At 63.2% G+C, this 13,310-nt stretch carries 12 protein-coding genes; 7 read left to right on the top strand and 5 right to left on the bottom strand.

Annotated elements, in window-relative coordinates:
- Nucleotides 1-105 precede the first annotated feature (105 nt).
- The 3 genes from NPS29_RS18615 to NPS29_RS18605 all read right to left on the bottom strand — a co-directional run bounded on the left by NPS29_RS18615 (nucleotide 106) and on the right by NPS29_RS18605 (nucleotide 3,982).
- The gene (locus tag NPS29_RS18615) at nucleotides 106-510 is read right to left on the bottom strand and encodes an META domain-containing protein (RefSeq protein WP_274134214.1); all 405 of its coding nucleotides are present in this window, start codon (nucleotides 508-510) and stop codon (nucleotides 106-108) included.
- Nucleotides 507-944 carry a hypothetical protein gene (locus tag NPS29_RS18610; protein WP_274134213.1) on the bottom strand — a complete coding sequence of 146 codons (438 nt, stop codon included), beginning with the start codon at nucleotides 942-944 and terminating at the stop codon, nucleotides 507-509. The genes NPS29_RS18615 and NPS29_RS18610 overlap by 4 nt, the downstream gene beginning before the upstream one ends.
- 284 nt (nucleotides 945-1,228) lie before the next feature.
- The gene (locus NPS29_RS18605) at nucleotides 1,229-3,982 is read right to left on the bottom strand and encodes a response regulator (RefSeq protein ID WP_274134212.1); all 2,754 of its coding nucleotides are present in this window, start codon (nucleotides 3,980-3,982) and stop codon (nucleotides 1,229-1,231) included.
- Nucleotides 3,983-4,230: 248 nt separating this feature from the next.
- On the opposite strand from NPS29_RS18605, the gene NPS29_RS18600 reads away from it, so the two are divergent.
- From NPS29_RS18600 to NPS29_RS18570, 7 genes are all read left to right on the top strand, one after another.
- Nucleotides 4,231-4,962: a response regulator transcription factor gene (locus NPS29_RS18600; RefSeq protein ID WP_274134211.1), complete on the top strand. Its 732-nt coding sequence runs from the start codon at nucleotides 4,231-4,233 to the stop codon at nucleotides 4,960-4,962.
- Nucleotides 4,955-6,334, top strand: a complete 1,380-nt coding sequence (locus NPS29_RS18595) for a sensor histidine kinase (protein WP_274134210.1) — start codon at nucleotides 4,955-4,957, stop codon at nucleotides 6,332-6,334. The genes NPS29_RS18600 and NPS29_RS18595 overlap by 8 nt, the downstream gene beginning before the upstream one ends.
- A 229-nt stretch (nucleotides 6,335-6,563) precedes the next feature.
- Nucleotides 6,564-7,466 (top strand): cysteine synthase CysM, encoded by a 903-nt coding sequence (gene cysM / locus NPS29_RS18590; protein ID WP_274134209.1) that lies wholly within the window; start codon nucleotides 6,564-6,566, stop codon nucleotides 7,464-7,466.
- The gene (gene rlmD / locus NPS29_RS18585; RefSeq protein WP_274134208.1) at nucleotides 7,466-8,821 is read left to right on the top strand and encodes a 23S rRNA (uracil(1939)-C(5))-methyltransferase RlmD; all 1,356 of its coding nucleotides are present in this window, start codon (nucleotides 7,466-7,468) and stop codon (nucleotides 8,819-8,821) included. The genes cysM and rlmD overlap by 1 nt, the downstream gene beginning before the upstream one ends.
- 158 nt (nucleotides 8,822-8,979) lie before the next feature.
- Nucleotides 8,980-11,223: a GTP diphosphokinase gene (gene relA, locus NPS29_RS18580; protein ID WP_274134207.1), complete on the top strand. Its 2,244-nt coding sequence runs from the start codon at nucleotides 8,980-8,982 to the stop codon at nucleotides 11,221-11,223.
- Nucleotides 11,224-11,366: 143 nt separating this feature from the next.
- Nucleotides 11,367-12,200 carry a nucleoside triphosphate pyrophosphohydrolase gene (mazG, locus tag NPS29_RS18575; RefSeq protein ID WP_274134206.1) on the top strand — a complete coding sequence of 278 codons (834 nt, stop codon included), beginning with the start codon at nucleotides 11,367-11,369 and terminating at the stop codon, nucleotides 12,198-12,200.
- A gap of 39 nt (nucleotides 12,201-12,239) precedes the next feature.
- Nucleotides 12,240-12,782, top strand: a complete 543-nt coding sequence (locus NPS29_RS18570; protein WP_274134205.1) for a DUF2058 domain-containing protein — start codon at nucleotides 12,240-12,242, stop codon at nucleotides 12,780-12,782.
- 54 nt (nucleotides 12,783-12,836) lie between these two features.
- Here the strand turns inward: NPS29_RS18570 and NPS29_RS18565 are convergent, their stop codons facing one another.
- The gene (locus tag NPS29_RS18565; RefSeq protein WP_274134204.1) at nucleotides 12,837-13,028 is read right to left on the bottom strand and encodes a hypothetical protein; all 192 of its coding nucleotides are present in this window, start codon (nucleotides 13,026-13,028) and stop codon (nucleotides 12,837-12,839) included.
- A gap of 53 nt (nucleotides 13,029-13,081) precedes the next feature.
- A partial coding sequence (locus NPS29_RS18560; RefSeq protein ID WP_274134203.1) for a hypothetical protein occupies nucleotides 13,082-13,310 on the bottom strand: 229 nt, incomplete at its 5' end.

The raw sequence follows: 13,310 nt of genomic DNA, 5'->3' as shown, positions 1-13,310 counted from the left end.
CGATCTGTGTCGCTCACGCGGTCCGTAGCAGCACGGCTTGCCGGCGGGGCGGTCTTGAGGTCGCCATCGCGAGCAAGCTCACTCCTACAGGATTGTGGGCGACCCTCAGCCTTCCTCGGGCCAGAAGCGCAGCGGCAGGCCCTGCGCGGGCCATAGCTCCAGTTGCTGCACGTCTGATACATCCCAATGCTCGACCTTGCCCATGGCTTCCAGGAAGCGGTGTTCCTGGTCCATCAGCGCCGGGGCGCACATTTTTCGGGTGCTGCCCACGGGGCCGAAGCTGATCGAGTCGCCGTCCAGCCGGTAGGACGCAAACCAGTGGTTGCAGCCCGCATTGCCATAGGCGCGGCCATCCTCGCCCAAGGTCATGGTCAGGTGACTGTTGTCGATCAGCGGGCGTTCCCCGATCCACTCCAGCACATAGCCATGGTCACGCTGGAGCGCACCAGTATCGCTGGCACAGCCGGTCAGCAGGGCAGTGGCTAGCAAGGGCAGAGCGAGGCATTTCATGCGGCGTTCTTCGCGCAGGCCGGGCACAGGTGGTTCTCGCCGACGGTTTTCCAGCCCAGTTCGGCGATGCGCGCGGTGGCAGCCGGTTTCAGGGCCTTTTTGCCTTCCTTGCCATCGACCATGAATTCGATGTCCTGCTCCTTGCCGCAGCCGTTGCAGTTGACCTTCCACTGATGGATCGCCAGCTCCGTGAACGCCGGGCCATTGGCGACCGCGACCCATTGGCCGGGCGGGTTGATCAGGTGACGGACCTTTTCCACGTTCAGGCGCATGTAGAGGTCTTTGCTGCCTTTGACGGTGACGAGCAGCACGTCGTCGTGCTTGATCGAGCCGCCGTTGCCGGTCACTTGATAGCGGCCCAGCGCCAGGCTGCGGCATTCGATCAGGGTGTGGTGCGGGGTGAGCATGCTGTAGCGAAAATCGTGTTCGGCCATGGGGGTCTCCAAATAGGCGCGCATGCTAACACTTTAGAATACGGATGCCCGCTCCAGGGCGACGGCCTGGCACCTGGCACCTGACACCTGTAGGAGCGCGCTTGCCCGCGATGGCGGTGTGTCAGGCGCATCCCGGGTATCTGACCCACCGCGGTCGCGGGCAAGCGCGCTCCTACAGGGCGGTACGCTACCCCGTAGCAGCACGGCTTGCCGGCGGGGGCGATCTTGAGTACGCCCCCGCCGGCAAGCGGAGCGCCGCCCGGCCGGGCTGCTACGGGACTGCATCAAGCGCTCACCCGCGCCTCGACTTCCAGCCGGGCGATGGCGGTTTCCAGGTCGTCCAGGGCCTTGTCGCTGTCCGGGGAATCCTGCTTGAGCAGGGTCTCGCTGCGTTGGCAGGCGGCGCGCAGTTGCGGCACGCCGCAGTAGCGGGTGGCACCGTGAAGGCGGTGGACCCGCTCGATCAGGGCCACCTGATCATCGGCCTCGCGTGCGGCGCGGATGGCCTCGCGGTCAGTCTCAAGGGAGGCCAGCAGCATCGCCAGCATGTCGGCCGCCAGATCGACCTTGCCTGCCGCCAGTCGCAGGCCTTCCTCATGATCGAGCACCTGCAGGCTGACGCCGCCATGACTGATTTCCGGGTGTCGCTCCGGCGCCTGGTTGCGCAGCGCAAGGCCGGTCCACTTGAGCACCACCTGCGCCAGTTGCCGTTCGCTGATCGGCTTGGTCAGGTAGTCGTCCATGCCGCTTTGCAGCAGCGCGCGTTTTTCGTTGGCCATGGCGTGGGCCGTGAGGGCGACGATGGGCAGGGACGTCGACTGGCGTTCGGTCTCCCAGCTGCGGATCGCCTCGGTGGCCTGGCGCCCGTCCATGCCCGGCATCTGCACGTCCATCAGCACCAGGTCGAAGGGTTCGTCCTGCACGGCCTGAACCGCCGCGTAGCCGCTGTCGACGGCCAGCACCTTGGCACCCATGTCTTCGAGCAGCGTTTGCACCAGCAACAGGTTGGCCGGGTTGTCGTCGACGCAGAGGATGCGCGGCGGGCGGCTGGACACCGGTTCCGGCAGCTCGTTGCGCAATTGCTTGGGGTTGATCAGCTCCGACAGGCTGCGCCGCAGTTTGCGGGTGCACGCAGGCTTGGCCTGCAACTGGGTGTAGGCGTCAGGCACCGAAGCCTGGTACAGCGCCTGCTCGGTGGTCGGGCACAGCACCAGGACCTTGCAGTCGAGGTTTTCCAGATCCCAGATCTGCTGGCGCAGGCGTTCGGGCGGCAACTGGTGGGCGGTCACGCCGAGCACCGCCATGTCGATGGCGTGGGGCGTCTGGTGCACCACGGTGACGCCGTTGATGAGGTTCTCCAGATTGTTGAACACCATCGGCTGCAGACCACAGTCTTCCAGTTGATGCTCCAGCGCCTGGCGCGCCAGGTCGTGATGTTCCAGCACCGCTACCCGGCGGCCCATGAGCGGTGGGGCGGGGAGGTCTTCCAGATCGTCGCGGGTCTTGGGCAGGGTCAGGCTGATCCAGAACACGGAGCCTTCGCCGGGGTTGCTCTCGACGCCGATTTCCCCGCCCATCTGCTCGATCAGCCGCTTGGAGATCACCAACCCCAGGCCCGTGCCGCCTGAGTGCCGCGACAGCGAGTTATCGGCCTGGCTGAACGCCTGGAACAGCGCGCGCACGTCCTGGCTGGACAGGCCGATGCCGGTGTCCTGGACGCTGATGCGCAATTGCACCTGGTCGTCGGCTTCTTCTTCGAGCATGGCCCGGGCGACGATGGTGCCTTCGCGGGTGAACTTGATCGCGTTGCTCACAAGGTTGGTCAGGATCTGCTTGAGCCGCAGCGGATCACCCACCAGCGACAGCGGCGTGTCGCGGTAGACCAGGCTCACCAGCTCCAGCTGCTTGGCGTGGGCGGCGGGGGCGAGGATGGTCAGGGTGTCCTGCAGCAGGTCGCGCAGGTTGAAGGGGATGGCGTCGAGCACCAGCTTGCCGGCCTCGATCTTCGAGAAGTCGAGGATCTCATTGATGATGCTCAGCAGGTTGTCGGCGGATTTCTCGATGGTGCCCAGGTAATCGTACTGGCGCGGGGTCAGTTCGCTCTTCTGCAACAGGTGGGTGAAGCCCAGGATGCCGTTGAGCGGGGTGCGGATCTCGTGGCTCATGTTGGCCAGGAATTCGGACTTGATGCGGCTGGCCTCCAGCGCCTCCTTGCGCGCCAGATCCAGCTCGATGTTCTGGATCTCGATGGTTTCAAGGTTCTGGCGCACGTCTTCGGTGGCCTGCTCGATGCTGTGCTGCAATTCTTCCTGGGCGTTCTGCAGGGTCGCGGCCATGCGGTTGATGCCCGAGCCCAGTTCGTCCAGCTCGTGGCTGCCCATGGGCGGCAGTCGCGCTTCGAGATTGCCGTCCTTGAGTTGCGCCACCACCTGCTTGATCTGGGAGATCGGGCCGTTGATGGTGCGGCTCATGCGCAGCGCGAGCATGGCGGTCAGGCCCAGGCCCACGGCGATCAGCAGCAGGCTGGCGAACAGGCTGCGATACCCGCGCAGCAGCGTGCCGCTGTGGGACAGTTCCAGTTCCACCCAGCCCAGCAGGCGGTCGGCCTCGGCGGGAATCACTTCGCCGGTCAGGTGCCGGTTACGCCCGAAAACGGGCATCAGGTAGCGGGTGGCGTCGTTTTCCGAGCGCTGCAGCATGTGCGTGCTGTTGCCGACCGGCGCCTGGTTGATCATGCTCGGCCCGGCGTGTGCCAGGGGATTGCGGTTGGCATCCAGGAACGACACCGCGCGTACGTCGGCCTGTTCCAGCACCTGGCCGGCGATGCGGTCCAGTTGGCCCTTGTCGTTGTTGGCCAGGGCGGTGGCCGACAGCGGGGCCAGTTCGTTGGCGATCATTTCGCCACGCTTGAGCAACTGGGTCTGCAACTCCGAAAGCTGCATCCAGGTGAAATAACCGCCCAGGAGCGCCGCCATCAGGCAGGTCGGCAGCAGGGTCAGCAGCAATACGCGGCCTTTGATGCCCAGTTTGTTCAGCACACTTGTTCTCCGGCAATCCTGTTCACGTCGTCATGCCGGTTCATGAAGGCAAGACGCGGACCATGGTTGCCTGTGATTGGGACGTACAGCACCTTTGGTAGTTTGCGCAGTGTAGCCAGTTGCGTGCGGGGAATCTCGGCTGATTGGCGATCACCTCAGGCTCCTACAGAACGTTCGGATCAATCGCCATTGCCGATACTCAAGCAATCTTGAATAATCGCCGCCTTGAGAATCACTCGCAGACGCCAATGAATCCCGCCATCATTCATCGCCCCAGCATACTCGCCATCGAGGACGATCCGATGCTGGGCGCCTTCGTGCACGACCAACTGGACCGTTGCGGCTTCCACGTCACCTGGTGCCAGAACGGCAGCGAGGGGCTGGCCCGGGCGCAACAGCAACCGTTCGACGTGGTGCTGATGGACATCCTGCTGCCCGGCATGAACGGCCTGGACGTGCTGATCCACCTGCGGCGCCAGCATTCGATGCCGATCATCCTGATGTCGGCGCTGGGAGCCGAGGCCGACCGCATCACTGGTTTTCGCAATGGCGCGGACGATTACCTGCCCAAGCCGTTCAGCGTCGATGAACTGAAGGTGCGTATCGAGGCGATCCTGCGCCGGGTGGAACTGGAGCGGCGGTTCAACATGGCGGTGCCGGCGCCTGCGATGCCCGCCCAGGACGAACTGACCTTCGATGAAGGCCTGTGCGACGTCGGCTTCGCCGGCAAATCGGCGCAACTGACCCGCAGCGAATACCGCCTGCTGGAAACCCTGTGGCGCAGCCCCGAGGACGTGCTGAGCAAGCCCTTCCTTTATCAGCATGTGCTGCAGCGGGGCTATTCCCAGCATGATCGCAGCCTGGACATGCACATCAGCCAGATCCGTCGCAAGCTCAAGGCCATCGGCTACGAGGCGCGGCAGGTGCGTACCGTGTGGGGCAAGGGCTACGTGCTGACGGCGGCTGACCTGGATGGCTGAACAACGCTTTCGACTGCCGGGAAGGCACTCGCTGTTCTGGCGGCTGGCCATTTTGCTGGTGGGTTTCTGCCTGCTGATGATCTGGCTCAGTTGGTACTGGGGCCGCTATATCGAAACCCAGAATGCCTTTCTTTCGCCTGATGCGCGGCGGGTCCTCAACAGCTACGCGGCCGAGGCCGAGCAGGCCTGGGAAGTGGGCAAGGAGCAGGGCGTCGATGACTGGCTCAGGGAGGTGCGCCAGCACGAATCCGGCTGGGTCGGAGTGATCGGCAGCGACCTGCAATCGTTGGGCAGTCTGCCCCTCAGCGACGCCCAGGTGCAGCGCCTGACCTTCATGCGCGGGGTCGACTGGCCCATGAGCCGCCGGCAGAAGACCGCGCCCTGGCTGAAAATCCCGTTCCCCCGGGACGCCAGCGTGGGCAGCCTGATTATCGAGCTGCCCGAGCGCTTCAAGCCGGGGCGGCATGCCCTGATCTGGCAGATGCTGACCAACGTCATCATCCCGGCGCTGTTCACACTCTTGTTGTGTGTGGGTTTGTACCGGCTGCTGATTCGCCCGCTCAACCAGTTGCGTGAACACGCCAATGCCTGGCGTGCCGACCGCTTGTCCAGCGGGTTGTCGTCGCAGATGACTTCGCGTCAGGACGAGCTGGGCGAACTCAACCGCGCCTTCGATCACATGGCCACGCGCTTGCAATCCACGGTGCAGATCCAGCAACAGTTGTTGCGCGATCTGTCCCATGAGCTGCGCACGCCGCTGAGCCGCCTGCGGGTGGCCTGCGACACCGAGCAGAGCCTGCCCGAACTGCGTGAGCGCCTGGGGCGCGAAGTGGAAGGCATGCGCCGGCTGGTGGACGACACCCTGCATCTGGCCTGGCTCGACGCCGAGCGCGAGAAACTCCCCGATGAAGACATTCAGGTGCAGGCGCTGTGGGACATGCTGGTGGACAACGCCTGTTTCGAAAGCTGCTGGCCGTCGCGGCAACTGGTCTGCGACCTGGGCAGCGAATGCTGGGTGCGCGGGCATCTGAATACCCTGGCCCAGGCGCTGGAGAACATCCTGCGCAACGCGATCCGGCATTCGCCCCCTGAAGGCATCGTGCGCCTGGGCGGGCGTCTGGATGGCGATGACTGGCTGCTGTGGCTGGAGGATCAAGGCGGCGGCGTTGATGACAGCGATCTGGAGCGCATCTTCGCCCCGTTCATTCGCCTGGACGGCGCCCGGCCGGGGGACGGCGGTTTCGGTCTGGGCCTGAGCATCGCGCGTAATTCGCTGCGTTTGCAGGGTGGTGACATGTGGGCGGAAAACACCGCGCAGGGGTTGCGGATGATCATGCGCCTTCCCGCCGCAGAAATTCTAACCGTCACATGATCCCGTAGCAGCACGGCTTGCCGGCGGGGGCGTCGTGTCAGGCAATGAATCTTTGTCTGATCCACCGCTCCCGCCGGCAAGCCGTGCTGCTACGGGGATAAGTGGTGTCAGTCGCTTCCTTTTACACCCTTATTCCTTTTCGAAATATCCAACTCACTTTGCGTGATATGGGGTTGAGGCGATTGCCGGTATGATAGGCGACCCCCGCACGTCTGGACCGCGAAACGCCATGACCCTGCAGTATCCAACCATCGCCGATTGCATCGGCAACACCCCGCTGGTGCGTCTGCAACGCATGGCCGGGAATACCAGCAATACGTTGCTGCTCAAGCTCGAAGGCAACAACCCGGCCGGTTCCGTGAAGGATCGCCCGGCGCTGTCGATGATTACCCGCGCAGAGTTGCGCGGGCAGATCCATCAGGGCGACACCCTGATCGAAGCGACCTCCGGCAACACCGGCATCGCCCTGGCCATGGCCGCGGCGATCAAGGGTTACCGCATGATTCTCATCATGCCGGACAACTCCAGCGCCGAACGCAAGGCCGCGATGACCGCCTATGGCGCCGAGCTGATCCTGGTCAGCAAGGAAGAAGGCATGGAAGGCGCTCGTGACCTGGCCGAGCGCATGCAGGCCGAAGGCCGCGGCAAGGTGCTGGACCAGTTCGCCAATGGCGACAACCCCGAAGCTCACTACCTTGGCACCGGCCCGGAAATCTGGCGGCAGACCGAAGGCACCATCACTCACTTCGTCAGCTCCATGGGCACCACCGGCACCATCATGGGCACCTCGCGCTTCCTCAAGGAGCAGAACCCCGAGATTCAGATCGTCGGCCTGCAACCCATGGACGGCGCCTCGATTCCCGGCATTCGTCGCTGGCCGCAGGAATACCTGCCAAAGATCTACCAGGCCGACCGCGTCGATCGCATCGTCGACATGGCCCAGGCCGAAGCCGAGGACGTCATGCGTCGCCTGGCCCGCGAGGAAGGCATCTTCTGTGGCGTCTCCTCGGGCGGTGCCGTCGCCGGGATGCTGCGTATTTCGAAAGAAGTCGAGAACGCGGTGATCGTCGCGATCATCTGTGACCGGGGCGACCGTTACCTGTCGACCGGCATCTACGATGCACCCAACTGATGGCCAAGCGTGATTCAGGACTGCGCTTCCAGCCCAGTGGCGGCACACGGACCGCGCAGGTGCCTACGGGCAAGAAACAGCGTCTGACCATCGAGCGCCTGGCCAATGACGGCCGTGGCGTCGGTTTTGTCGACGGTCGTACCTGGTTCGTCGCGGGCAGCCTGGCCGGCGAGGAGGTCGAAGCGCGGGTGCTCGGCGCCCACGGCAAGGTGGTCGAAGCGCGCACCGAACGGGTGTTTCAGGCAAGCGACCTGCGTCGCCCGGCGCCGTGCCCGCATTTCGGTCGATGCGGCGGTTGCAGCGTGCAGCAGATGCCCCATGCCGAACAGCTTGCCCTCAAACAGCACATGCTCGCCGAGCAGTTGAGCCGCGTGGCCGGTGTCGAGCCTGAAGAGTGGGCCGCGCCGCTGACCGGTAACGAATACGCCTACCGCCGCCGCGCCCGCATCGCCGTGCGCTGGGACGCCAGGGCCAAGCGCCTGGACGTGGGTTTTCGCGCAGCCTCCAGCCAGGACATCATCGCCATCGACCAATGCCCGGTGCTGGTACAGGCCTTGCAGCCGATTATGACGGCACTGCCGGCCATGCTTGCAAGCTTGAGCAAGCCGCAGGCGCTGGGGCATGTCGAGTTGTTCAGTGGTTCGGCCAATGCCGTGCTTTTGCGCCATACCGCGCCGCTGGCCGAGCAGGATTTGGCGACACTCAAGGCATTTTGTGAAACCCACGACGCGCAGCTCTGGTTGCACGGTGAGGGGGAGCCACAGCCGGTGGACCCTTCGGCGCAGTTGGGTTACGAGCTTGCGCCGTGGAATCTGCAACTGGCGTATCGTCCTGGTGACTTTGTGCAGGTCAATGCGCAGGTCAACGTCGCGATGATTCAACAGGCGCTGGCCTGGCTTGCGCCACGTCCGGACGAACGAGTACTGGACTTGTTCTGCGGGCTTGGTAACTTCGCTCTACCGCTGGCGCAGAATGTGCGCGAAGTGGTGGCGGTGGAGGGCGTTGATACCATGGTTCAACGTGCAACCGACAACGCATTGAGCAATGATTTGCAGAATGTGAAATTTTACCGGGCGGATCTGTCGCAGCCGCTGGACAAGGCGGCCTGGGTGGCGGAAGGTTTCAGCGCGGTCCTGCTCGATCCTCCCCGTGACGGGGCGTTCGAGGTGGTCGGCAAGCTCAAGTCACTGGGCGCCGAACGGTTGGTGTATGTGTCGTGCAACCCGGCAACTCTGGCGCGCGACACGGTCGAATTGAAGAAGCAGGGCTACCGTTTAAGACGTGCCGGAATTCTCGACATGTTTCCGCAGACAGCGCATGTCGAGGCGATGGCGTTATTTGAAGCGAGTAAGTGAAGCGCCGACTTAAGGACACAAGTCAGCGCCTCACACGGAGTCTCGTTTAATCCGACTGGCCCGCGCACGTGAACCTTGCAAGGCCCGCAAGGCAGGTGCGCTGTAGAAGGCTGGCGACTGATGGCGCATTTCATCGCGCCGTAGGGAAGGTAAGCAACATGGTACAGGTGAGAGCACACCAGCCGATAAACACAGACGGCAGTATCAATCTCGACGCTTGGCTTGATCACGTGGTCAGCGTCGACCTGGCGGTAGACCGGCAGGCATTGAAAGAAGCCTGCGAATTTGCCCGACAGGCCGAGCAACAGGACAACGCCGCCAAGAACCTCTGGGCCGAAGGCACGTCGAGTTTTCAGACGGGTCTTGAAATCGCTGAAATCCTGGCCGACCTCAAGCTCGACCAGGACTCGCTCATTGCCGCCGTGATTTATCGCGCGGTGCGTGAAGGCAAGATCCCGCTGCCGGATGTCAGCCAGCGGTTCGGCCCCACGGTGGCCAAGCTGATCGACGGCGTGCTGCGCATGGCGGCCATCAGCGCCAGTCTCAGCCCGCGCCAGTCGCTGGTGCTGGGCACTCAGGCGCAGGTGGAAAACCTGCGCAAGATGCTGGTGGCCATGGTCGATGACGTGCGCGTCGCGCTGATCAAGCTGGCCGAACGGACCTGCGCCATCCGCGCGGTCAAGAACACCACCGACGAGAAGCGCAACCGGGTTGCCCGGGAAGTCTTCGACATCTACGCGCCGCTGGCCCACCGCCTCGGCATCGGCCATATCAAGTGGGAGCTGGAGGACCTGTCCTTCCGCTATCTGGAGCCTGAGCAGTACAAACAGATCGCCAAGCTGTTGCACGAGCGCCGGCTGGATCGCGAGCGTTTCATCACCGACGTGATGTCGCAGCTGGAAAACGAACTGCTGGCCACCGGCGTCACCGCCGACATCAGTGGCCGGGCGAAACACATCTATTCGATCTGGCGCAAGATGCAGCGCAAGGGTCTGGAGTTCAGCCAGATTTACGACGTGCGCGCCGTGCGCGTGCTGGTGCCGGAGATGCGCGACTGCTACACCGCGCTCGGTATCGTCCACACCCTGTGGCGGCACATTCCCAAGGAGTTCGACGACTACATCGCCAACCCCAAGGAAAACGGCTATCGCTCGCTGCACACTGCGGTGATCGGCCCCGAAGGCAAGGTGCTGGAGGTGCAGATCCGCACCCACGCCATGCACGAAGAGGCCGAGCTTGGCGTCTGCGCCCACTGGAAATACAAGGGCACCGACGTCAAATCCAGCTCCAACCATTACGAAGAGAAAATCTCCTGGCTGCGTCAGGTGCTGGAATGGCATGAAGAACTGGGTGACATTGGCGGCCTGGCCGAACAATTGCGCGTGGATATCGAGCCAGACCGGGTCTACGTGTTCACCCCGGACGGTCACGCCATCGACCTGCCCAAGGGCGCGACGCCGCTGGACTTCGCCTACCGCGTGCACACCGAGATCGGCCACAACTGCCGTGGCGCCAAGATCAACGGCCGCATCGTGCCGCTCAACTACAGCCTGCAGACCGGCGAGCAGGTCGAGATCATCACCAGCAAGCACGGCACGCCGAGCCGCGACTGGCTGAACTCGAACCTGGGCTACATCACCACCTCCCGGGCGCGGGCCAAGATCGTGCACTGGTTCAAGCTCCAGGCCCGGGATCAGAACGTCGCGGCGGGCAAGGTCCAGCTCGAACGCGAGCTGCTGCGCCTGGCCCTGCCGCAGGTGGACTTCGACAAGTTGGCGGACAAGGCCAACATGAAGACCGCCGAAGACATGTTCGCGTCCCTGGGTGCCGGTGATCTGCGCCTGGCGCAACTGGTCAACCTGGCGCAGCAACTGGTCGAGCCCGAGCGTGGCAACGAACAGCTGGAACTGATTCCGCGCAAAGCCTCCGGTTACAAGCCGGGCAAGCGTGGCGACATCCAGATCCAGGGCGTGGGCAACCTGATGACGCAGATGGCCGGCTGCTGCCAGCCGCTGCCGGGGGATGCCATCGTCGGCTATATCACCCAGGGCCGTGGCGTGAGCATTCACCGCCAGGACTGCGCCTCGGTGCTGCAACTGGGCGGGCGCGAGCCGGAGCGGATCATCCAGGTCAGTTGGGGGCCGGTGCCGGTGCTCACCTATCCTGTGGACATCATCATTCGTGCCTACGACCGTTCAGGATTGTTGCGTGACGTGTCCCAGGTGCTGCTCAACGAGCGCATCAACGTGCTGGCGGTCAACACCCGCTCGAACAAGGAAGACAACACCGCGCTGATGTCCCTGACCATCGAGATTCCGGGGCTGGATGCACTGGGCCGGTTGCTGGGGCGCATCTCGCAGTTGCCGAACATCATCGAGACGCGGCGTAACCGTACGCCTTGAGGTTTGCAGCGTTTGTGATGACGTCTTCGCGGGCGAGCCCGCTCCCACAGGGTTCAACGGGTTCATCTGTGGGAGCGGGCTTGCCCGCGAAGGCGTCGGGTCAGGCGCGCGATGCCTTGAGTTGAAATGCCAACAGGATTTCCATGTACACACTCCAAGACCTCATCAACCTCATGGCCCGGCTGCGCGATCCGCAGTACGGTTGCCCGTGGGACGTGAAGCAGAACTACGCGACCATCGTGCCGCACACCCTCGAAGAGGCCTATGAAGTCGCCGACGCCATCGAGCGCGGGGATTTCGATGACCTGCGGGGCGAGCTGGGCGATCTGTTGTTCCAGGTGGTGTACTACTGCCAACTGGCGCGCGAGGAGGGCCGGTTCGAGTTCGACGGCGTGGTCGATGGCATCACCCGCAAGCTGATCCGTCGTCACCCCCACGTGTTCCCCACGGGCGATCTGTACGCACCGCTGGAGACGCCACGCCTGAGCGAAGACCAGGTCAAGCATCGCTGGGAAGAGATCAAGGCCGAAGAGCGCGCCGAGAAGGCCCATGTGCCCGAGCAGTTGTCGCTGCTCGACGACGTGCCGACGGTACTTCCGGCCTTGTCCCGCGCCGCCAAGTTGCAGAAACGTGCCGCCCAGGTCGGTTTCGACTGGCCCGAGGCGCTACCGGTGATCGACAAGGTGCGCGAGGAGCTCGATGAAGTCCTCGAAGCCATGGCCGACAACGACCGTGAAGGCATCAACGAAGAAATCGGCGACCTGCTGTTTGTCGTGGTCAATCTGGCCCGGCATCTGAAGGTCGATCCGGAGAACGCATTGCGCGCCGCCAACGGCAAGTTCGAGCGGCGCTTCCGATTTATCGAACAGGCCTTGCGCGAAGCCCGGCGCCCCATCGAAGATTGCAGCCTCGAAGAGATGGATGCGCTCTGGGGTGAAGCCAAGCGCCAGGAAAAGAACTCGCCAGACTGCGGTTGAGCTGACGATTTAGGAATAGAAGGCAGAGAGAGAAGACAGATGGCGGGTATTTCCCTTCGTGACCAGTTGCTCAAGGCAGGTCTGGTCAACGAGAAGCAGGCCAAGCAGGTCACCAAGAGCAAACAGAAAGAACAGCGTCTGGTGCACAAGGGCCAGGCTGTCGCCGACGATGCCGCCCAGCGTGCCGCTCAGGAAGCCATGGCCGAAAAAGCCAAGCGCGACCAGGAGCTGAACCGCCAGCAGCAGGAGAAAGCCGAGCAGAAAGCCCGTGCCGCGCAGGTCAAGCAGTTGATCGAGGCTACGCGCCTGCCGAAGCTGACCACCGAGGATTACTACAACTTCGTCGACGACAAGAAGGTCAAGCGTCTGTCGGTCAACTCGCTGATGCGCAGCAAGCTGAGCAACGGCTCGCTGGCCATCGTGCACCATGGCGGCGGTTACGAGGTGATTCCCCGTGAGGCCGCGCTCAAGGTCCAGGAACGTGACCCGCGTCGTATCGTGCTGCTCAGCGAGCCGACCGAAGAGCCGGATGGCGACGATCCGTATGCGGCGTACAAGATCCCTGACGATCTGATGTGGTAAGCCCATGACGACAAAACCCGCCTGGGCGGGTTTTGTCTTGCTGCGATCCTGTAATCACGTACGGCTCGCTGCCGCCTTCCTGGCTTCCAGTTCCGCGAGCTCTGCTGCGTAACGCTGAGCGTCCGATTCGTGGTGGAACATCCCTACCAATTGATCTTGTTGGCGTACATCCCAGATCTGAATGCCATCCGCGATGCTCTCATGGGATTTGTGCGCTTCGTCGCGTTCAGTAACCGTTACCGTCATATTGAAAACTCCTGACTCTTTGATATCTGCGGCAGGACGTCGCAGTAGGTTCTTTATAGAATTTGGTAGCTTGCTAAGTAAACCGACGATTCTGGAAAGAGTTTTTTACCAATCAGGCAAGAGTACGGAAGTGCTTGTTTTTGCAGGGTATGTGGCGTTTTGTCGCACCCTGGGGCAGGCAATGAAGAAAGTTTCATGTAGCCGTGGGGAACAACAGACGCCACGAATCTGGCGCGTGCCTGCCTGATTGGCGGCTCGCCACCCACCCCGTAGCAGCACGGC

The organism is Pseudomonas putida (assembly GCF_028682175.1).
GTDB lineage: Bacteria > Pseudomonadota > Gammaproteobacteria > Pseudomonadales > Pseudomonadaceae > Aquipseudomonas > Aquipseudomonas putida_AD.
This window is presented reverse-complemented; position numbering and strand designations above follow the sequence as displayed.

Coding starts and splice junctions, on each gene's coding strand:
- rlmD (WP_274134208.1), top strand. CDS start 7,466: ATGGCCAAGCGTGATTCAGGACTGCGCTTCCAGCCCAGTGGCGGCACA.
- NPS29_RS18615 (WP_274134214.1), bottom strand. CDS start 510: ATGAAATGCCTCGCTCTGCCCTTGCTAGCCACTGCCCTGCTGACCGGC.
- NPS29_RS18570 (WP_274134205.1), top strand. CDS start 12,240: ATGGCGGGTATTTCCCTTCGTGACCAGTTGCTCAAGGCAGGTCTGGTC.
- NPS29_RS18600 (WP_274134211.1), top strand. CDS start 4,231: ATGAATCCCGCCATCATTCATCGCCCCAGCATACTCGCCATCGAGGAC.
- NPS29_RS18565 (WP_274134204.1), bottom strand. CDS start 13,028: ATGACGGTAACGGTTACTGAACGCGACGAAGCGCACAAATCCCATGAG.
- NPS29_RS18595 (WP_274134210.1), top strand. CDS start 4,955: ATGGCTGAACAACGCTTTCGACTGCCGGGAAGGCACTCGCTGTTCTGG.
- mazG (WP_274134206.1), top strand. CDS start 11,367: ATGTACACACTCCAAGACCTCATCAACCTCATGGCCCGGCTGCGCGAT.
- NPS29_RS18610 (WP_274134213.1), bottom strand. CDS start 944: ATGGCCGAACACGATTTTCGCTACAGCATGCTCACCCCGCACCACACC.
- cysM (WP_274134209.1), top strand. CDS start 6,564: ATGACCCTGCAGTATCCAACCATCGCCGATTGCATCGGCAACACCCCG.
- relA (WP_274134207.1), top strand. CDS start 8,980: ATGGTACAGGTGAGAGCACACCAGCCGATAAACACAGACGGCAGTATC.